20 protein-coding genes are annotated in these 19,963 nt (G+C 39.5%); 3 read left to right on the forward strand and 17 right to left on the reverse strand.

Features of this window, described 5'->3' with window-relative positions:
• Positions 1–92: 92 nt before the first annotated feature.
• The 5 genes from FGL37_RS16245 to FGL37_RS16265 all read right to left on the reverse strand — a co-directional run bounded on the left by FGL37_RS16245 (position 93) and on the right by FGL37_RS16265 (position 5,517).
• Complete coding sequence (locus FGL37_RS16245) at positions 93–2,171, reverse strand: type IA DNA topoisomerase (RefSeq protein ID WP_028068979.1); 2,079 nt, start codon at positions 2,169–2,171, stop codon at positions 93–95.
• Positions 2,172–2,177: 6 nt separating this feature from the next.
• Positions 2,178–3,647, reverse strand: coding sequence for a DUF3945 domain-containing protein (locus tag FGL37_RS16250; protein WP_028068978.1), 1,470 nt, complete (start codon positions 3,645–3,647; stop codon positions 2,178–2,180).
• An 84-nt stretch (positions 3,648–3,731) separates the two neighbouring features.
• Entirely contained in the window at positions 3,732–4,040 is a 309-nt protein-coding gene (locus FGL37_RS16255) for a helix-turn-helix domain-containing protein (protein ID WP_028068977.1), read from the reverse strand.
• A 26-nt stretch (positions 4,041–4,066) separates the two neighbouring features.
• On the reverse strand, positions 4,067–4,420 hold the full coding sequence (locus FGL37_RS16260) for a helix-turn-helix domain-containing protein (protein WP_028068976.1): 354 nt from the start codon (positions 4,418–4,420) through the stop codon (positions 4,067–4,069).
• Positions 4,421–4,671: 251 nt separating this feature from the next.
• On the reverse strand, positions 4,672–5,517 hold the full coding sequence (locus FGL37_RS16265) for an RteC domain-containing protein (protein ID WP_028068975.1): 846 nt from the start codon (positions 5,515–5,517) through the stop codon (positions 4,672–4,674).
• A gap of 388 nt (positions 5,518–5,905) precedes the next feature.
• Between FGL37_RS16265 and FGL37_RS16270 the strand changes: the two genes are divergently transcribed.
• From FGL37_RS16270 to FGL37_RS16280, 3 genes are all read left to right on the forward strand, one after another.
• A complete protein-coding gene (locus FGL37_RS16270; RefSeq protein WP_123868141.1) occupies positions 5,906–6,328 on the forward strand; it encodes a hypothetical protein in 423 nt (140 codons plus the stop codon).
• Between the two features lie 229 nt (positions 6,329–6,557).
• Positions 6,558–7,403: a hypothetical protein gene (locus tag FGL37_RS16275; protein WP_037532483.1), complete on the forward strand. Its 846-nt coding sequence runs from the start codon at positions 6,558–6,560 to the stop codon at positions 7,401–7,403.
• A gap of 103 nt (positions 7,404–7,506) precedes the next feature.
• On the forward strand, positions 7,507–9,483 hold the full coding sequence (locus FGL37_RS16280) for a TonB-dependent receptor plug domain-containing protein (RefSeq protein WP_081817803.1): 1,977 nt from the start codon (positions 7,507–7,509) through the stop codon (positions 9,481–9,483).
• Positions 9,484–9,608: 125 nt separating this feature from the next.
• Here FGL37_RS16280 and FGL37_RS16285 read toward each other — a convergent pair whose 3' ends face one another.
• From FGL37_RS16285 to FGL37_RS16340, 12 genes are all read right to left on the reverse strand, one after another.
• Positions 9,609–9,806, reverse strand: coding sequence for a hypothetical protein (locus FGL37_RS16285; protein ID WP_028068971.1), 198 nt, complete (start codon positions 9,804–9,806; stop codon positions 9,609–9,611).
• 102 nt (positions 9,807–9,908) lie between these two features.
• The gene (locus tag FGL37_RS16290; protein WP_028068970.1) at positions 9,909–10,739 is read right to left on the reverse strand and encodes an RteC domain-containing protein; all 831 of its coding nucleotides are present in this window, start codon (positions 10,737–10,739) and stop codon (positions 9,909–9,911) included.
• Positions 10,740–11,083: 344 nt separating this feature from the next.
• Entirely contained in the window at positions 11,084–11,854 is a 771-nt protein-coding gene (locus FGL37_RS16295; RefSeq protein ID WP_028068968.1) for a phosphatase PAP2 family protein, read from the reverse strand.
• Positions 11,855–11,879: 25 nt separating this feature from the next.
• A complete protein-coding gene (locus FGL37_RS16300; RefSeq protein WP_037532479.1) occupies positions 11,880–12,428 on the reverse strand; it encodes an AAA family ATPase in 549 nt (182 codons plus the stop codon).
• A 6-nt stretch (positions 12,429–12,434) separates the two neighbouring features.
• Positions 12,435–13,286, reverse strand: a complete 852-nt coding sequence (locus FGL37_RS16305; protein WP_028068966.1) for a restriction endonuclease — start codon at positions 13,284–13,286, stop codon at positions 12,435–12,437.
• A gap of 63 nt (positions 13,287–13,349) precedes the next feature.
• The gene (locus FGL37_RS16310) at positions 13,350–15,386 is read right to left on the reverse strand and encodes a heavy metal translocating P-type ATPase (RefSeq protein ID WP_028068965.1); all 2,037 of its coding nucleotides are present in this window, start codon (positions 15,384–15,386) and stop codon (positions 13,350–13,352) included.
• An 83-nt stretch (positions 15,387–15,469) separates the two neighbouring features.
• Positions 15,470–16,144 carry a hypothetical protein gene (locus FGL37_RS16315; RefSeq protein ID WP_103292780.1) on the reverse strand — a complete coding sequence of 225 codons (675 nt, stop codon included), beginning with the start codon at positions 16,142–16,144 and terminating at the stop codon, positions 15,470–15,472.
• Positions 16,145–16,149: 5 nt separating this feature from the next.
• On the reverse strand, positions 16,150–17,124 hold the full coding sequence (locus FGL37_RS16320) for a hypothetical protein (protein ID WP_028068963.1): 975 nt from the start codon (positions 17,122–17,124) through the stop codon (positions 16,150–16,152).
• Positions 17,111–17,575 carry an MgtC/SapB family protein gene (locus FGL37_RS16325; RefSeq protein WP_028068962.1) on the reverse strand — a complete coding sequence of 155 codons (465 nt, stop codon included), beginning with the start codon at positions 17,573–17,575 and terminating at the stop codon, positions 17,111–17,113. Before FGL37_RS16325 ends, FGL37_RS16320 begins: the two co-directional genes overlap by 14 nt.
• A gap of 32 nt (positions 17,576–17,607) precedes the next feature.
• Complete coding sequence (locus FGL37_RS16330; RefSeq protein ID WP_028068961.1) at positions 17,608–18,489, reverse strand: bestrophin family protein; 882 nt, start codon at positions 18,487–18,489, stop codon at positions 17,608–17,610.
• 100 nt (positions 18,490–18,589) lie between these two features.
• On the reverse strand, positions 18,590–19,330 hold the full coding sequence (locus FGL37_RS16335; protein WP_028068960.1) for a methyltransferase family protein: 741 nt from the start codon (positions 19,328–19,330) through the stop codon (positions 18,590–18,592).
• 48 nt (positions 19,331–19,378) lie between these two features.
• Positions 19,379–19,960 (reverse strand): HD domain-containing protein, encoded by a 582-nt coding sequence (locus FGL37_RS16340; protein ID WP_051606595.1) that lies wholly within the window; start codon positions 19,958–19,960, stop codon positions 19,379–19,381.
• Positions 19,961–19,963 lie beyond the last annotated feature (3 nt).

The raw sequence follows: 19,963 nt of genomic DNA on the forward strand, positions 1-19,963 counted from the left end.
ATTATCGCCGTGAAAACAAATTTACATAAATATTTTTATTGCTCCCATAAAAAATAACGGCGATTAACGCCGTTATAATAAACTTATATAAACTATTTCTTTTTCTTCTTTTCAAACTCAAAGGTAGTTTTGCAATAATCATCCAATACGATATACGCATCGAATTTCTTTCCTGCCTTGCTTTTCATTCCTTTGATAAGCGAAGTACTCTTTTTATTGACAAGGCTTTCAATATCGGCTATGCAAATTTGTACGCCACACACATTGCGGAACTGCACCCAGCTACAACCCTCATCAGGACATTTGACAATCTTATCACGAATGATGAGTTGCTGACTTTTGCATTTAGGGCAAACCAGTTGAGGCAGGTTGTTATGGGCAATGGAAGTTTGCAGCAATTCATTGGTAATAGTAGACGCATAAGTTTCCATTTCCTTTTGGAATGCCCCGACATCCGCATCGTTATTTTCTATTTTCTGTAAAGCCAATTCCCACTCGGCCGTCATTGACACATCCGCAATTTTGCGATCCTTAACCAAATCATACACTTGCAATCCCTTTTCTGTAGGGATCAGGGACTTCTTTTCCCTTTGGATGTAATTGCGTGCAAACAGGGTTTCGATGATTGCCGCCCTTGTTGCCGGAGTACCTATACCGATATTTTGAAGGGCTTTACGTTCGTCTTCATTCTCGATTTCTTTTCCTGCGGTTTCCATTGCCGACAATAGCCCCGCCTCGGTATAAAGTACAGGCGGTTTGGTTTTCTTTTCGAGAACGGAGGCTTCTTTTATTTTGAGTTCATTGCCTTTTTTCAGTTCAGGCAAATCCTGTACAGGTTCCGTATCATCGTCTGTAAAACTTCCTTTAATAGAACGCCAGCCAGGTTCCATAATCTTACAGCCTTTTGCTGAAAAATCGTAATGCAACACCTGTAAACCCACATCGGTTATTTCTTTGATACAGGCTTGCGAAAGCGCTTCGAGCAATCGAAATGCAATCATATCATATACCTCATTTTCTTTTGCGTTCAGGGCTGACGGGATTTTATCCGTAATCAGTAATCCGTGGTGGTCGGTAACACGCAGATCGTTCACGATCCGTTTATTGAAACGCCCCCATTTTACTTTTGATACGGCCTGCTTGCAGGTTTCCCTATCTTGCAAAGCCCTCACCAGATTGGGAATTTCTGCCCATACATCTTCAGGAATGTATTTACTTCCCGTACGAGGATACGTAATGAACTTTTTTTCATACAGACTTTGCGCAATGTTGAGGGTTTCTTCGGCTGAGAGGTTCAACTTTTTATTGGCTTCTTTTTGTAATCCGGTAAGGTCGAACAATAAAGGCGGTTGCTCTGTAACGCTTTTGGTTTCTACCGATATAACTGTTGCCGTTTCATTTCGCTGAATGGCCTTCAGTGTATCATCGGCAAGTTTTTGATCCTCCCATTTTGTTTTGGAAATGCTTTTAAAATCTATCAGTTCTTTGTTGTGCAATAACTGGATCTGCCAATATTTCGTTACCGAGAAATGCTTGTTGTCTAAATAGCGTTTGCATATTAAAGCCAATGTAGGTGTCTGTACCCTTCCAAGCGAATAAATGCCGTTTCCCGCGGCAATACTTAAGGCCTGTGTGGCATTGATACCCACAAGCCAATCGGCACGGCTTCTGCCTCGTGCCGCCTGGTACAGTCCGTCAAATGCAGCACCGTCTTTCAGGTTATCAAACCCTTGCTTAATGGCCTTTTCGGTAAGCGAACTAATCCAAAGGCGTTCAAAGGGCTTGTTGCATTTCAGGTATTCGTAAATATAGCGGAATATCAATTCGCCCTCACGACCTGCATCGGTAGCCACAATGATGCTGTTGCTTTGGTTAAAAAGCCGTTCTATGACTTTGAGCTGCTTTAAAGCTCCAGGATCTGCGGTATAACCTTTGTCCTTTTTGATTTTCCGGACAGTCAGTAAAAAAGGGTTGGGGATTATGGGCAAAGCTGATTTGTCAAATCCCGATATACCGTAATCTTCGGGCATTCCCAATCCAATTAAATGACCGAATGCCCACGTAACAAAATAGCCGTTACCTGTCAGGTAGCCATCCTGTTTATCGGATGCCCCAACTAGTCCGGCTATTTCCCTTGCTACGCTTGGTTTTTCTGCGATGATTGTTTTCATATTATACTACATTTTTCTGCCTTTAGATTTTGCGGGTGTTTGAGGTTTTTCCTGTTGTTCCTGCTGCTTTTTGTCTTTTGGGGCTTGCTGTCCTGACTTCAAAGGCTCTTTGATGTTCTTGGTCGCTTCATTAGTTTTACCTTCCGAATTAACCGCTGTTTGGGTTTTATGGGTTTCAACAGGTTTTGCCTGTGCCTTAACCTGGCTTGGAAACTGGAAGTTCGTTTTTCCGGTTTCGGCATTGAAAGTAATATAACCTTGGTACGGTTGTCCTTTCTTATCCTTCAACCCATCAATGTAAACGGTTTGCCCAGCTTTGAAATCCTTGTATTGTTCGTCTGTCAGTTCTTTTCCCCTGAATGTTTTCGGGGCTTCCTGCGGTTGATCGTTCTGATTGCTTTGTTGCGTATTCTGTCCGTTGTTTTGCGTTTGTCTGTTGGTGTTGTTGCGGTCAAACAGAAATTCTACATAACGTTTGTCTGCATTGAACTGTACCGTTGCAGAAAATTCAGTTCCTTTTTTGGAAAGCATACCATCCAGCTGAAGCGGTTTGCCCTCCATTAAGGTTTGCTTTTGTGCGTCGTCCAATTTTACCCCTTTTATCTCATCGGGGATTTTTATGAAATCTGTCCGAAGAGCAATAAGTTCATTGGTCAGTCTATCCACGCTGACAATGGAGGGCATCATTTCTCCCGTCTTAGTGTTTTTCAAATCAACCACTCTGCCCATATTGCCGGTTTCGAGTAGATTTTTTTTATCCTCATCCGTGAATTTGTGCCCAAAAAACTCAAAATTCAGATTGGGTTCTTTTCGGATACCGTGTATTGCTGCCACCACTTGTCCATCTTCTGTAGACTGTAAAGACAAACGGGCATCGGTGCGTACAATCGCACCACCGAGGTTTACACTTACGGGCACAAGCTCATTGGTTTTATAGCCTTTCAACAAAGGGTCTAACAAATTCAGTTTTTCAAGGCGATCTTTACCCAATCCAAGATTGTTCATTGTTTCCCAATCAATCTGTTCCGGCTTAAAGCGATATTCGCTTGTGTCCGTTGTTGTTTGTGTTGTTTCCATATCATTTTTATTTTCTTGTTTTTTATCCTGTTGCGTTTCAGCCTTCACTTCATGCTGCTTCATCAGTTGCTCACCTTCAGGAGTAGGCTTATCAACCTGCTTTTGCATTGCATCTGCAGTATCAATAGCTACAGGTGCAGGTACCTTGAAAAAAGAGAAATTGGTCGGGTTCTTCAACTGGCTGAAGAAATTGGAGAAGAAATTGGAAAAGAAATCTCCATGCTTATCCACACGCATAAACTGATTTTTGTTTTTCTTCGTGGGATCAACGGTTTCCATATTGCCGTTCTCGTCAATGCTTTTTACAGCCTGGATTTTCTTTTTCTCTTTATCCAGCACCAACAATATATCTGAGAATTGTTCTGGCATTTCTTGCCTATGTTTGGTTTCCTCGCTCATGTTCCGAAAATTTTAAAGTTCATAGCCGAATTTATATAAAGCCGTGAGCGCATTTTGTTATATGGCACTCAAAGGCAGTGTTTGTCACTTAATGGCGTTCAACTTAGTTGCCGGCGGATTAAAACTTTCCCGTATAAATTGATGTACGTCAGATAGTTTATAATACAGTTTTCCGCTTATGGTATAATACGGCAGCTTGCCGATGGATCGGTAACGTTGCAGCGAGCGGTTACTAATTTTGAGCATCTGAAGCAAATCCTGATTGTCCAGCAGTTCCTCACCGTCTATACTGTTGCGTTTCCTTTGCAGCTCATCTATATTATCGCCCAACATATCCAGGCGACCCATCAGGCGTTCCATCCACGCCAAAAATTCCATTCTGTCAATATTCATAGGAATATAATTTTAAAGGTTCATGCTTATTTTCTGTCTGTCTTTAGCTTTCTGCCTTTTTCGATATAACTTTTGCCTTTTGCCATAAGCTGCTGCACATAATCGTCACTGCTCTGTATGGCATTGGCTTTAAGCATATCCTTTATTGCTCCAATGGTATAGAAATACTGCCCATAGATTTTTGAATAAGTAATCTCGCCTTTGGTCCGCATGCGCCATAAGGTCTTTTCGCTGATGTGCAGGTATTGGCATACCTCGTGGTTGTTGAGCCACAAGTCATCATAACTTGTATTGTCCAATCTTTTCAGGTAATCGGCAATCGCGTTTATGCGGCTGTTGAGCTGTTGCCACGCATCTTCTTCGATAGTTATTATTTTCATTGCATAGTTTTTAAATATTCACTATGCAAAATTCCTAAAGGTGGCAGTGTTTGTCTGCCAAGCCTTACCCATTGGTTTGGCGGGTTTTTAAAAATTTTTACAAATAGGGAAAACCCTTGTTTAATAAGGGTTTTGGAGCATTTAAGATATTTTGCAAAGGAGTTTTACCAACACTTGCCAATTGGCAGGTATGGGCAAAGAAAAAGCAGTACATTTTGTGTACTGCTTTGGATTTACTGTTTAACCTTTAGCTAAAGGTCTCTATCCATATATTCTTCCAATGAGGTTTTAAGTTGGTCTAAAAATGCAGTTCGTGAGCCTGCTCTTGTTTTCATCCGGTGAAAAGCATGGTGTAGATCGCCGAGCGGAATACGGAAGATAATTTGGAACATCAGGCTTATTTTTCTGATGCCAATTTTACCGTGCGATATTGCCCCTGAAGCATAAAGCGCATAGACTAACTCTATAAGGGCATTTTTACTGTCCGTCCAGAAAACATCTTTTGAACTTTCCGAATTTTGCAAAATTGAATCTGGATTTTCATCGGGACTTATTTTCGTCAGGAGATAGGTATATAACAATTCGTTGGAAATAATTCTAGCTACCTTGTAGTCGTAAAAAGTAGAAAAAGAAGGATCTATCTCAAACACAATACTGTTCAACCCATCGTGATAGTTGATCTGTCCACGCTTAAAATAAGTTTCGTCCCTGTCTGTGCGACCTGAACGATAATACCGATAAAAATCCGAATTGCAGACATGTTCGATATATTCCCGTTTAAGATTAGCCAACTGTATCGAAAAATAACTCATCCCCATTTTTCCATTATTGACAGGACAGGTCGTTTCTATGCGATAAATCTTATTGTAATAAATCAATTTACCGAGTACCTGAGGCTTTATCGTACGGAAGAAATGCATCTCTTCTGTTTCGTCTTTAAATCCTTCTTCCACTATAAATTTTTTGATTGAAAATAGCAGATCCTGGAGATAAATTGTCATTTCATAAGCTTCATCAATCAATCTTTTACTTTGCGAAGAAATCAGGTCTTCTTTCTTGTGAATCTCTAAAATAACGTTTTGTAGAATGTATTTCATAGCTATTAATTTATTTAAGTTGATTCTCAATTGCGTTATTTACCAATTACAAAGATGAGTATTCCATATACAAACGTCACACAAGTTCAACCCAACTTGTGTAAGATTTTATCAAACATAAAGTCATTGTCTCTTAATTTACGATGAACCGTTCTTACTATCTTTTTTTTACAAGTAGTAAAAATGGTCGGCTGAATTAAATCATATAGAACTGCTACTGAATGGTTAATTTTCAATTTCCCCAAGTTTAACCCAAGTTGTGAAAAATTGCTGCACATATTTGCAGCTGACATTAGGATTTTATGCTCGGTTGATCTTATTCTTGAATACTTTGATGCGGCGTGAAATGTCGCTATTAACTTCATCCATTGATTAAAAAAAGCTACCTTTGGGCCATAAATATGCGGCGATAGATTTGAGAAAATTCTCTAAAATAGCAACTCCCTTTTTGGCTTTCATAATGCTTTTTGGAATTATGAGGAACAATCTGTTGTATGTTATTTATGAGTACGATACGGCTCTTTTCATCAGCCTGTTTTGTGAAAACCAAAATAAACCTCAACTCAAGTGTAATGGGAAGTGTAAGCTTGCCAAAATGCTTAAAGAGCAGAAAGAAGAAGAGGCAGCAAAAGTATTGAAACAGCTGCAAACAGAGGTGTTATACTATCCCCAACCTGTATTTACCTATCCTTCCAGACCGGAAAAGTTTGAAGAGGTAAAAAGGAAACATCCTTTGAGCAATCAAAGTTTGTATTCATTCCTGTTCACTATGAGGAATGACAAACCTCCGGAATATTTTACATCCATATAATTCTATAGTATTAGGTGTGGTTGCTGTTTAGATACCAGAACTTTCTTTGTTCTGAATGCTAATGGTATGCGGCATTACGATTAAACAGCAGTCAGACTTGTCTTTTTCGGCGTGCAGATAGCTGATAACTTTTTGCGGTTATTAGATTTGATATGCCCGGTAAAATAAATTTCAGTTGGAATACATCCGATTCCAGCTAAACGTAGTTAACTATAAAAATTTTCAGAAAATGAATACTCTAAAAATATTAAAATACTTTCTTATTATAATTGCGGGCAGCTTCCTTATTTCCTGTTCTAAAGATGATAATCCCATTATTGAGAATGAACTTAATGGCCTGAAATTGGTAACAACGTTATCCAATACAACACATAAGGTGGAATTGTATACCCTCAATGGAAAATTACAAACAGGCTTCAATAATATCTTTTTTCAGATCAAAAATACAGATGGTACGACAATCGATAATGCCACGGCATCCTGGATTCCGGAAATGAATATGATGAGCATGAAACATTCCTGTCCATATTCAGAGATAAGCAAAGCCAAAAATTCAACATCTACCTACATGGGCTTTATTGTCTTCCAGATGGCGGGAAGTGAAAGCGAATATTGGGACCTGAACCTGAACTATTCTATAAATGGTAAGGATTATACGATTAAAGACAGAATATCGGTAGTTGAAGCAAACAGACGGGTAGTTGAATCTTTTCAGGGCAGTGACAGCAAACGGTATATATTGGCCATGGTAGAGCCAACGGCTCCTAAGGTTGCCATTAATGATATGAAAGCCGTGTTGTACCGTATGGATGGGATGATGAATTTTCCTGTAGTGGACAACTACAAAATTGTAATAGACCCGAGAATGCCCGGTATGGCCAACCATAGTTCGCCTAATAATACAGACCTGGTACAGGGGACAGACAAAATGTATCAGGGCAAATTAAGCCTCACAATGACCGGGTACTGGAAAATCAATTTACAGCTACTTGATTCGATTGGTACAGTGATAAAGGGGGAGAAAGTAACGGAAACAAACGAAGGTAGCAGTATTTATTTTGAGTTGGAATTCTAACATTCTCTAAAAGTGCGTAACGATCCGGGCAGAGACTTCGCTTTCTGCCGGTATCGTACCTAATTTTTTTATCATGTATCGATCATTCATAATTATTATAACTATGGTGTTGTGGTCAGGGAAAGGTTTTTCCCAGACAGATACAACACGGAGACAAGATTCACTCCGATCTGAACAGTTACAGGAGGTTATCGTTATATCCCAACGCAACCTGAAAGATAACACAACCAAGCCTCTGGCAACACTGGACCATTACCTTGAAAAGTCTGGTATGGTCAATATGATCAGACGGGGCAGCTATGCCTGGGAACCTTTTCTGAACGGTATGGCTACAGAACGCAGTGTCATCACCATTGATGGTATGAGGATCTACGCTGCTTGCACTGACAAGATGGACCCTATTACATCTTATGTTGAGGTTACCAATCTGGCAAGAGCGACCATCCACAGCGGATCTGCCAGTTCAACGGGTGGATCAACCATCGCCGGGACCCTGGATCTTGTCAGAAAAAAGGGTTCATTTGGTCAGAGCGCATTGAACGGCATGGCTTTTACCGGATTTGAGACTAACAATAAACAAAAAATAGTAGGAGGATCTCTGAATTACTCACATCCTAAATTCTTCTCAGATGTAGACTTCACCATTCGGGACGCAGTTAATTATCGTGCAGGGGGCGGTCAGGAGATACAGTACTCACAGTTTACCAAATACAATATCTCAGCACAGGCTGGTTATAAAATAAAAGAACACCAACAAATAGAGGCGTCATTAATCTATGACAAGGCATTAGATGTAGGTTACCCCGCATTGCCCATGGATGTTTCCCTTGCCAAAGCACTTATTGGTTCAGTCTCCTACACCCGTCATCACATATCGCCGCTGATATATCAATGGCAGACCAAGGTTTATTACAATGATGTTACACATGTCATGGACGATACTAAACGGCCCAATGTACCCATTAGAATGGATATGCCAGGATGGAGTAAGACTGCTGGCTTTTATTCGATGTTGCAGGGCACTTCCAACCGGCATGACTGGAAAGCTAACCTCAGTGGTCATTATAACAAATCATTGGCTGAGATGACCATGTTTTCGAATACGCCAAACGAAAAAGACATGTTCATGCTGACGTGGCCGGGAGTACAGACCTATTACGGAGACCTGTTCATTGAAGACAAGTATGCGCTATCTGATAGATGGAATGCAACATTTAGTGCGGGACTGGCGGTACATCATAATAACATCGATAATCAATTTGGACTGGAAAGCTTAAGGATATTTTATCCTGAGATGCCCGGCAGCAAAATCCGGTTACTGAAAAGGCTTTCAGCTTCCGTTAGACATGATGCCGCTAATTGGAGCTATACTTTTGGTGCGGCTTATGGAGAGCGTGCTCCAAGTGTCTCAGAAGGTTATGGCTTCTATCTTTTCAACAGTTTTGACCGATTTGATTATATCGGCAACCCTAATATGCGTAATGAAAAATCCACAAGTGTAAATGCAAGTCTAGCCTATCAGAAAGCAGCCTTTACGGCCAAAATTAGTGGTTCGTACTTCTATATAGATGATTACATTTTAGGCAGACCAAGAAACGGCCTGAGCGTAATGACAATTGGTGCCTATGGGATAAAAGTATACGAACAGCTAAAATACGCTACCATCCTCAATACTTCCATTGACTTAGGGTACCAGGTTACAAAGGAATTTCTATGGACCGGCCAATTGGGATATCGGAGAGGTACGGGCGAAAATGGCCTGTTATTGCCATTGATGCAACCATTTACCTATAATTCGGGTGTAACATTTTTCAGAAAATCCTTCTCCGCTGATGCGTCAATCAACGGCTCTTCCAGCCATACACGTTACAACCCTGAGTTTGGTGAAAAAGGTTTGCCTGCGTACGCTGTCTTTAATCTTTCTCTCGCCAATCGCTTTAAATTCAATGGCCCACAAGCACTTACTTTGAAAACAGGGGTGGTGAACCTATTCGATCGTAACTATACGACTTTTGCGGATTGGAACAGAATTCCTAGAATTGGCAGAAACTTTTTTATAAATCTGATATGGAACTTCTAAATCTATTTTTCTCTGCAGGTAAAGAGCGTTAGTGCTACCCCCTTAATTATTACTATTGGAAAAGGGGTTAAGATATATAAAAAAATTAGACTGAATCTTTTGGTTCAGTCTAATTTTATGTTGTGCTACTTTTCTTTATTCTTATCGTGATGCTCTTTTTCATCATGATGCTCATCCTCTGGATGGTGCTCTTTTTCTTTATGATGCTCCATCTCATCAGCGTGTTCCTTACCCTCATGATGCTCCTTGTGCGGATGGTGTTCCTGATGTTCGTGGTGCTCAGGATGTTTGTGTGATTCCTTTTTTTGCTCTTCGTTGTTCATAACAATTTAATTTAAAAGTGAATACTATATGTTTACGTCCTTCTGGATATAAAAAGAACAAATAAGATGCCATATAGTTTCCTGTTTTTATTTACAATTTTGTTAATCCAATTCTTCCATTCGTTTTAACAATTCAGTTTTTAAATTGTCAAGGAATTTCACTCTGTTAATTTTCCTATTTCTCAGTTCCAGATAGATATGGTAGATATCCCCCAATTCAACATCAAACATAGTTTCAAATGTCCTGGATATCTCTTTAATGTCTGACCGTCCTTCATTGAATGCTCCGTAGGCATTTAGTGCATATATAAGTTCTACCAGTGCAGATTTACTTGCCGTCCATTTAATTTTCTGCTCCTTGTTTTCTTTCACTAGTGGTAGACCTAGAGTATTTATTAGTTTGTCCTCCAGATAAACCTGTATAAGGTCATTAGCTATGATCTTTGAAACTTTATAGTCATGGGATGTCGAAAAAGAATGATCTGACTCGAAAAAGAAAGTATCCAGATTAAGTTTGATATCGAAATTCCCCCGTACAAAATATTTGTGATCAAGATAATTACTGTTAGTGCGGTAATATTTATAAAATTCAAGATTATTATCAAAAAATCTTTTCAGTTTGGAAAGCTCATTATTCAAGTATTTTTTAATATTTCGTTCTCCTCCGTAAGGACGCTTAGATTCAATCTTATAAATGGCATTGTAATATATCAGCTTAGAAACAATCTTAGGCTTCAATTCTTTAAAGAAGTAGATTTCATCTTCAGTTTTTTCAAAACCTTTATCATCGATAAACCTTTTTAACAATGAAATCTTCTTTAAAGTCAGTTCTATGAGCTTTTCCGACAATTGGAGGGTGTCTCCAATTTCAGAAGAATAAAAATTGGTTTCTTCATCGAGTTCGGTAATAAGTTTTTGGCAATATTCAATCACTAAGTTTATTATTTATTGTTTGAAAATCGGTGAATTAAATTATAATCAAAAGCGTGCAATTTTAGTAAAATACATTATTTCTAAAGTTGCACTCAAAAAGCTCCTACCGAACAGTAGCTTTTGGATGCCCCTTTCCTGAAAGGTGAAGATAAACATGCTTTCCCTGCACAATTATTGCAATTATCAGGATGATGGACATGATCACGATCAAAAAAATCATAAACGGGGATTTTTTCTTCTTTCTATACTTTTGGTTCTGTGAACTCTGGTATGAATTAGTCCTCCGCTTTTTGACGGGTGATCGTCTTCTATGTATTTTTTTGTTTTTTTTCATTCTAAATCCTTTAAAAAACCAACAGATAAGACATTCCAAGCCCTTTCGACTGATAATATGGAACGACCACACTTTTGTTATTCTTTTTCTTTCCGCTTATCAGGGTATTCATCTTTGGATATAGCCAATAAGCGAGTTCGGTTGAAAGAATTCCGACTCCAGCTCCCGCAACCACATCTGTCATCCAATGTTTGTTGTTCAAGACTCTGTATACACCCGTAAACGCAGCAAACGGATAACCCGACAAACTCAACAGCAAATTGTTATCCCTATATTCCCTGTACATAAAATGCGCAGTTGAGAACGCTGTGGCTGCATGACCAGACGGAAATGATTTTCTATTGGAACCATCTGGTCTTTCTTCTGCAATTAGGTTTTTCGCGGGTGTAACGATAGCGGCCGATATCAGTTGGGAAGTTGCATAGATAATTGTACGGTCTTTAAAACCGTGCTTACCCTTTATCCCGGCCAAATTCAATCCATACACCATTACCGCTGGAAAATATTGGGTATAATTGTCTAACGTTGTCTTTCCAGGCCTGTCATGGGCAACCTCTATCTTGGCAGAGAGATCCAGTTCTTTCATTGGCGGAATGGCGAAACTGATTGCGCCAGCCGAGATTAACGACACCGGAAGAATGAGTTTACGATAACCTAACTTATAATTATTCGAATCGTTAACAATCGAATCCGGCTGTTCGGTCGTCATCACATTATCCTGAGCTATGGTTAGTTTAGATGTGGTAAGTAAAAAAAAAATTAAAATTATTCTTGAAATCATTTGATAATAGTCACTAATAAAAATTTTAAAGATTACGAAGGATGAAATCAACACGTTCATCGGGTGGCAATACCGGAACCTGGATCACTGGGCATGGGGAGCGGTTATAAACATCGATGATCAGGTTATGAATTCGAATCTGCTCATCCTCATCTTCCAGTCTAGCGTAATCATTGATCAACGGAAGTCTGTCAAGGATAAATACTTTCTGATAACAGAACTTCTTACACATTGTCACAAGTCTTGCGTCATATTCAATACCAAGAAATTCATAGTATGCCATCGCGTCCGGCAACGCCCTATCCAAAAAAGCCACTTGGTTTACGTCCAGCGTTGATTCCTCACTAATCTGCATGTTCAGAATATCCATTTGAAATTGCTCCTTGTTGCTTTTTATTTCTTCTATCGTACGGCCCTTTATCTTTTGGGTGTCAATATAATGTCTTGCCTGTTCGGCAATAGTCGCATATCCCCGTTCTGCCAGCAGTTCTATTACAGTGGTTTTACCTGTACACGGTCCCCCGGTAATTACGTACCAATTTGTCTTGATTTCTTTATGGTTGATGGTGTCCATTATTATCTATTTTGTTTGTTCACAAAGCATACGGCACTCATTAACCACTTCCCGGATCTTTGCCGGTGTCAGACCTATCTGGATTAACATTTCCTGTTGTTGTAATAAAGTGCTGCACACAATTATATCATTAGCCAACAGAACCTTTTTATCCCTCTCTGTTAAGGAGATCAGGCAGGTTACCGGATACAGCCCGGAACGGTCTATGAGGTCCTTCAGCCCTTTATCTCTTGGATAATCCCATCCGACCAAAGACATTTTCATACATGTACCGTACTGAATTGCATCTTCAGAAAAGCGGCCATTGGTCACTATCCAGCTTTGATGAAACTGGGGACCGTGACAACCGCTATCTTGCCACTGTTTTTCCACATCGAGAAATCTTGACTGGATGTACAACGGAATTTTGACATCACTAACAAATCCTTGCCGATTATGGAACTTGCATTCTATCATAATATGATGATCATCTTTAGTCGCTATCACATCTATTTCGTGTTTTACACAATGCCCCGGAACAATTACTCCTGTTCGTGTGCTATATCCCATAGATTCTAATATCGCTGAGGTAAGTTTTTCAAATGGAAAACCAGTAGGGCCCAGCGCCATGATCGCCTTTTTCAGGTTATATCTGGCCGAAGCAGGTTTTGCTATTTTTCTTAGCCATTTGAAAGCCGTCTTGTAGATATCTCGGGTCGCCATTCCATCGATAAGCTTGTCCTGCACTTTTTGCAGAACAAGCTCAACCTGCTGCGGAGGCGCTCCAGACCGGGACAGTGACTGTCTTAATTTATTACTGTCAAAAGCCACGCGCTGACCGGAAGCTTTTAAGATGTAAATATCTTTGTCTTTTTGCATAACCTCTTATCTTTAAACCTTAACACACGTTTCCATGCTGAAGGACAATTGTTGAATTGAAAGCTAAAACTTCATTCGCTGTATCCTGATGGCATTTAATATGGCAATCAATGATACGCCCACGTCAGCAAAGACAGCTTCCCACATTGTAGCCAGACCGCCCGCACCCAAGACCAGAACGATGCCTTTTACTACAAATGCCAGTGTTATATTCTGCCACACTATTTTCTTGGTTTTCTTTCCGATATTGATTGCAATAGGAATTTTAGATGGTCTGTCATCTTGAATAACTACATCAGCGGTTTCAATCGTTGCATCGCTTCCTAGCCCCCCCATAGCAATACCTACATCACTTAGGGCTACTACAGGTGCGTCATTTACGCCATCTCCAACAAATGCTACCGTTTCGTTCTTAGTTTTGATTTCTTTTACCCGGTTCACTTTGTCTTCAGGTAACAGGTCCCCGAATGCATTATCGATTCCCAGCTTATCGGCAACAAATTTGACAACCGTAGTTTTATCTCCGCTCAACATTGTTACTTTGATATTGAGCTTATGCAGCAAATCAATCGTCTGTTGCGAGTCTTCTTTTATACTGTCAGCAATGGTAATGTAGCCAACAAATTTACCATCGTTGGCTACTGCGATAGTTGTGTAGACGATTGATGAGGGGTCCACATCGTATTTGATATTGAACTTGTCCATCAGTTTAAAATTCCCGACCAGTAACTCTTTTCCATTAATCCGGGCTTTCAACCCGTGACCGGCAATCTCTTCCGTATTTTCCAATTTTATGGAATTGTCAATATCTCCCACATACTCGTGTATGGCTGTTGCCACAGGGTGGGTACTAAGGCTTTCGATGGCATTTACGAGTTTTAGAATTTCATCTTTATCGAATTCAGGATTAAAGATTACTTCCTGTACTTTAAACACGCCTTCGGTCATCGTCCCGGTCTTATCCATCACCACATTCTGTATGGCCGCCATGGCGTCAAGGAAGTTACTGCCTTTAAATAAAATACCATTACGGCTGGCAGCACCAATACCACCGAAATAGCCTAAAGGAATAGAAATTACCAGTGCGCAAGGGCATGAAATTACAAGGAAGACTAAAGCCCTGTACAGCCAGTCATTGAACACATAGGTGTCTACGAAGAAATAAGGAAGCAAACAGATGCCTATTGCCAGAAAAACAACGATAGGTGTATATACTTTCGCAAACTTCCTGATAAAAAGTTCTGTAGGTGCTTTCTGAGACGTTGCATTCTGGACCAGTTCCAAAATCTTACTCAGCTTGCTATCCGTATAAGCGGTAGTTACTTTAACCTGGGCAACGGTATTCAGGTTGATCATGCCTGCAAGTACTGTTTCCCCTTTATTTTTTGTATCCGGTTTACTTTCACCTGTCAGTGCGGCAGTATTAAAAGAAGCAGTATCCGTGAGTAGTTCCCCATCAAGTCCAAGCTTTTCTCCCGGTCTTAATTGAATTGTCATGCCGATCTGTGCTTCTTCAGCTTTAATAACTTTAGTCTGATTGTTTTCAAGAATGGTTACTTCATCCGGGCGTTGATCCAGTAAGGCTTTTATATTGCTTTGTGCTCTTGAAACCGCCAGTGTTTGAAAGACTTCACCAACTGCATAGAACAACATTACTGCTACTCCTTCAGGATATTCCCCTATAAAAAAAGCACCTATTGTTGCAATGCTCATCAGAAAAAACTCCGAGAATACTTCACCTTTCGAAATACTTTTAACAGCATCTTTAATAACAGGGAAACCTACGATTCCATAGGCTACCAGATACCAAACAAACCTCACTGTTCCTTTAAACCATTCCTGAGGCATCCAGTTATCGAATGCTATGGCAATAAGTAAGAGTAACAGGGAAAGGATGGATGGAAGAAACATTTTAAATGGACTCCCGCTGGCACTACTGTGGTCGTGACCATCATCATCGCTATGACCATGATCGTGTCCGTCATTTTTTTGGTGTTCTTCTTTCACCAATTCTTTTGCGCCCGCTTTGGTATAGACCTTTTCGGTCTGTGTACAACAAATCTGTTTGCCCCGGGCGTCGTATTTGTGCTTGTGTTCCATAATATTTTGTTTTTGAGACGTTTTTTAATCTATATTCATAAACTTCATTATTGTTCATTAAATTGCTTACCAATCATTTACTCTTATTGATAGTATTTATTGTAAATGGCACTAATTAATAAATTACCGTCGTTATCTGATTCGGTCAGACTTTTCAAAGCTTTTACTTCCTTTATGAACCACGGATTGGAAAAATCCTTTTCAAGGTTTTTAACACTGAGCCTCTCAAGGGGAGCGTTTATATCCTTGCTGTAAAAATAATAGGTGCGACTTGCGTACCTGTAGCCTCCTCGTTCGTATTTAGAATAGATAATCAATCCACTACTCACAATAATTTTATGATACCCATAGGTGCCAAAGGTTGTTCCTTTATTAAAATAGCGGAATACATCTTTACCTCTTTCGTATCCCCATAAACTACCGTGTGGGTATTTTTGCTTCTGTTGGCCATGTTTTAAAGTAAGCTTATTATAATAAACACTGAATTTGTGCTTTTTACCTGAAAGGCAGATGCTGTCAATAAATTTTCCTTCACTATACTCCGAATAGGATCTATAGAGTTTTACATTATCCATACAGTATTTCGAAGCTCTTGTTTGAGATTCAGCCTTCGCGGGATTCAAAAATGCCATAAGAAGTATTGTCAATAACATTATCTTGTATGTCAATATTTTCTCACCAGCCTCTTCAAGTTCTTTTCTTATCTGCGGTAAGCATAAGTCTCTAACACGTGCACTATGTTGATGGTAGAATTTCATATATTCTATTTTAAAAGATTTATCAATATTTTATCTTTAAAAAACTGTTTAGTAATCCCATTTGCTTCACTTAATATGTCTGCAATTGATGGTTCATTCTTATCCAAATATTCACTTGCCCGAATTATAGCCTTGTCGATCTTTATACCTTCAGTTTCTTTCACCGCTTCCGCTAGAGCGAGCAATCCAAGCCCCTGATCTTTCAGGATGCCCAACTGTTCGATCATCCAGCTGATTGCATAAAAGCAAAATTTAGAAAGGGCCAGGGGATGCATTTTTTTATCTTCCACAAGTGGCAGCTTATTGTAAGGAGAACTCAGAACAGAGTCAGTAAGATAGTTCTCCAGGTCTAACCTTTCTTGTTCGATATCGACAAGTTCAATACATCCCTGTAGCGCCTGCGCGTAAATGCTCAGCCAGCGTAATTTTCTCCGAAACTCATGGATTCCCGACTCCACATCTTTAAAAGCCTGCTTGCCATTCTTCGCAAAATCCATTATCTTTTCAATTTCCGACCGGTAGAATTTAACAAGACGGCTGTGCTGCTCGTCCTTTCCTTTCCAATTTATTTTTTCAAGGTCACGGCTGATCTTTTTTAATTGCTTCCCGTCTAACCAGTTCTTGGTTTTGAGTAATTTATTGAACTTTCTTAAAACCTTTTCTTCTTGACCGGAAAAGTAAGACCTGACGTCTTCGGGAATTTTCTTATTGTCCGAGTATTCTTTACTAATGGCCTCAAAATAATCTATACTCCCGAGCATGTCTTCCAACTGCTTGAATTTTTCCCCTATCTTACCGAACCGTTTCTTTTTGGGACCGGTAACACGGTATATCCTTGCCAATGCTTCAACTTGGAATAACGGTGTTCTCAGATCGTTCTGAAAAAGATAACGGCCAGGGTTTTCTTCTTTTTGCGCCTCTTTTAATAAAGTGGATATTTTTTGCAGATGCAGATTGAATTGAATATTATTCTGTTTCATGATCGCTGTTCTTGTTGTTAGATAATTTTTTAATAAATCTCTTGTACCATGCAAATTGATTCATGCCAAAAATCAGCAGGGTAATAGCTGTTGCTGATACAGCCAGTACAAACATATTCAGTGCGATTGCTATTCCGACGGCAGCAATTGTCCATAGGCCAGCTGCCGTAGTTAAGCCTGTTGGCATACCTTTCTCGCTACGAAAACCTATGCCTGCACCTATGAAGCCCAGTCCGGTAGCAATCGCTGCCAGCATTCTGGCGGTTGCGGATCTGTCTTCCGTTAGATGGGCAGCAACAGATACAAAGAGGCATGAAGCAACACAGATACAGGCAAAAGTCCTGATGCCCATATTCTGTTGTTCTTTTTCCCGTTCAATACCTACAATGCTTCCTAACAGAAGAGCCAACAAAAGTTTGGCCGAGAGTAAGAGTTCAAAATTGATATCCATAATATTTTTGGTTTATATTATTTACAAATACGCTACATTGCATAATAAGAATCGCTTTTAGGCTTTGCCGGAATATCTTTTTCTCCGATCATCTCCAATAAGTTTATCTCAATCGTCTGCGCCAGTGAAGTCATTGGTATATCCACAGGCGTATCCTCAAAAGGATCTTGCATAATGATGGCTGTTTTTTCGATGGCAATAAAGAGCGTAGGAATGAGGATAGTCATTACTATCTCGACAGTTAGCTGAGAATCTTCGAGCCCGAAGGGTAAAATGGCAGCAAAAACATAAATCAACGTATGCACCAGCAGACTGTATGATCTTGGAAAAACGGTGTTCTTAATACGTTCGCACTTACCCATGCTATCACATAACCTGGCGATTGTTTCATTTAGCTGAACCTGTTGAATATCTGAAATTGCCCCTGTAGTAGCAAGCTGCTTGATAGTCTCAGAGTGTTTATCCAGGATTGCGTTCGGTATATTTAGCGCTTTTATTTGATGGATGTTCAGGTAAGCCTGAACATTGGGCGAAAATTGCTGATTTCGTAGGGATTCGCCCAATGCGTAGGTCCAGACGATCTGTCTGTCAGCAAACTCCCTAATTTCGTATTTTGGATTTTCGGGTGCAAACTGAATGAACTGCCTCAGCAAGCTTCTTGAATCATTTACAATGCCACCCCAGACAGTTCTTGCTTCCCACCAGCGTTCATAGGACTGTGCTGTTCTAAAAGCGAGGAGTACGGAAACCGCAGTTCCTACCAATGCAGGGATACTCAATGGCAGGGATACTTTTTTGAAAGTCGGTAGCATATCCAGTAAACCAATGGATATAGCAAAGACACAGATCAGAATAATCTGTGCCTTGATTTCATTTACAAAGTACCAAATTGATATTTTTCGATTTAATAACATAACTAAACATTGGAGGTTGTTTGGAAACAATAATCATTTTTCTGTTTTTAAATAGTTGTAACTTAAATATACAATTGAACACAGGCTTTTTCGAACTTATTTATCGGCTTTCGTTCAACAAGCTAGTCTTGGATTTTATGAATTTCAAGACGACATACATCAGCATGGTAATAACAATACCGGCAATAATTAAAATATTGAAGTGGGCGTGGTTGTTTAGCCACTCTCCAATAAAATCAAATACGCCGAAGATCAAGAAAAGTGCAAATAATCCGTTCTTTTCTTTTTTTAATACTTTTTTTATACTGAATGATACTTCAGGTCTCCTGAACTTACTGAAATCTGGAATAAAGGCAGGAACACTAGCCGCCCACTTTGTGTACACTTCACCGAATTTCCTTTCCAAAAATTGTTCTTCAGCGAACATTATCCGTTCATAGTAAATCCAATAGAACAAAATAAAAGCCATAACAAACCACATGTTTCCAGTTAGTAAAGCTGGTCCAAGCCACATGAGGAAGTTACCTAAATATAGAGGGTGTCTTACGGTGCTGTAAATACCTGTTTGATTCAAAGTATCAGCAACCTGTCCCTCATGTGTATTTCGCCCCGATGTATTTTTAGGTGTATATCCAACAGTGTAAACCCTTATTCCCAATCCTATGATCCCAACAGACAAACAGATGATTTCATAAGCCGAGGAACAGTAAATAGGCTTATTGTTTTGTTTGTTTTCATACACCAATACGGAAAGGGCAATAATTAAAATACCAATCGGTATATAACTCCTATATCTGAAAAGCCAGTTTCCCTGCTTTTCAAACTCTTCCTTTAATGCCATAATTTTATTAATTTTTCATAATGTAGGTTTATCGTACTTTTTTGACCGTCATTTGCAATTCAACAATCCGATATTGACTTCTTTAAATCTGTCCAGAATGTTTTTCCCATAATTAGTCCAATAACTATGGTTCAACAACATGCCACAGTTTAGCGTCTTCCATTCTTTATCCGAATACACTCTTTGGAGGAAGACTTCAAATTCTTTCCTTATTGCATGGGCATACTTTGGATAAGAGGTTTTAGTAAAGTGAAACAGATCAGCATCACACAATACCATTTCAATCTTATTTTGAGGGAATTGCGGAAACTTTGTGGCTTCGATACAAGCCAATACCGAATTAATTAATTCAGTATTGGCATTATATTTATCAAGAAAACCTTTAGCGATCTGCTTGCTTTCCTCCTCGTGACCGATATAAGTATGAATATACCCACAGTCGTGAAACCATGCTGCAATAAGCAATATTTCAATCTCGGAATCATCCAAATTGCAAAGTTGTCCAATTTCCAAGGCCGCTTCCACAACCTCAAGCGTATGAGTAAGGCTATGAAAATCAAGGTCTACAGAAAGGTTCTCTTTCAACAATGTAGAAACATAGTCTTCAACTGATTTTACCAGATCATTCATAGC

This window comes from Sphingobacterium thalpophilum, from assembly GCF_901482695.1.
Classification (GTDB): Bacteria; Bacteroidota; Bacteroidia; order Sphingobacteriales; family Sphingobacteriaceae; genus Sphingobacterium; species Sphingobacterium thalpophilum.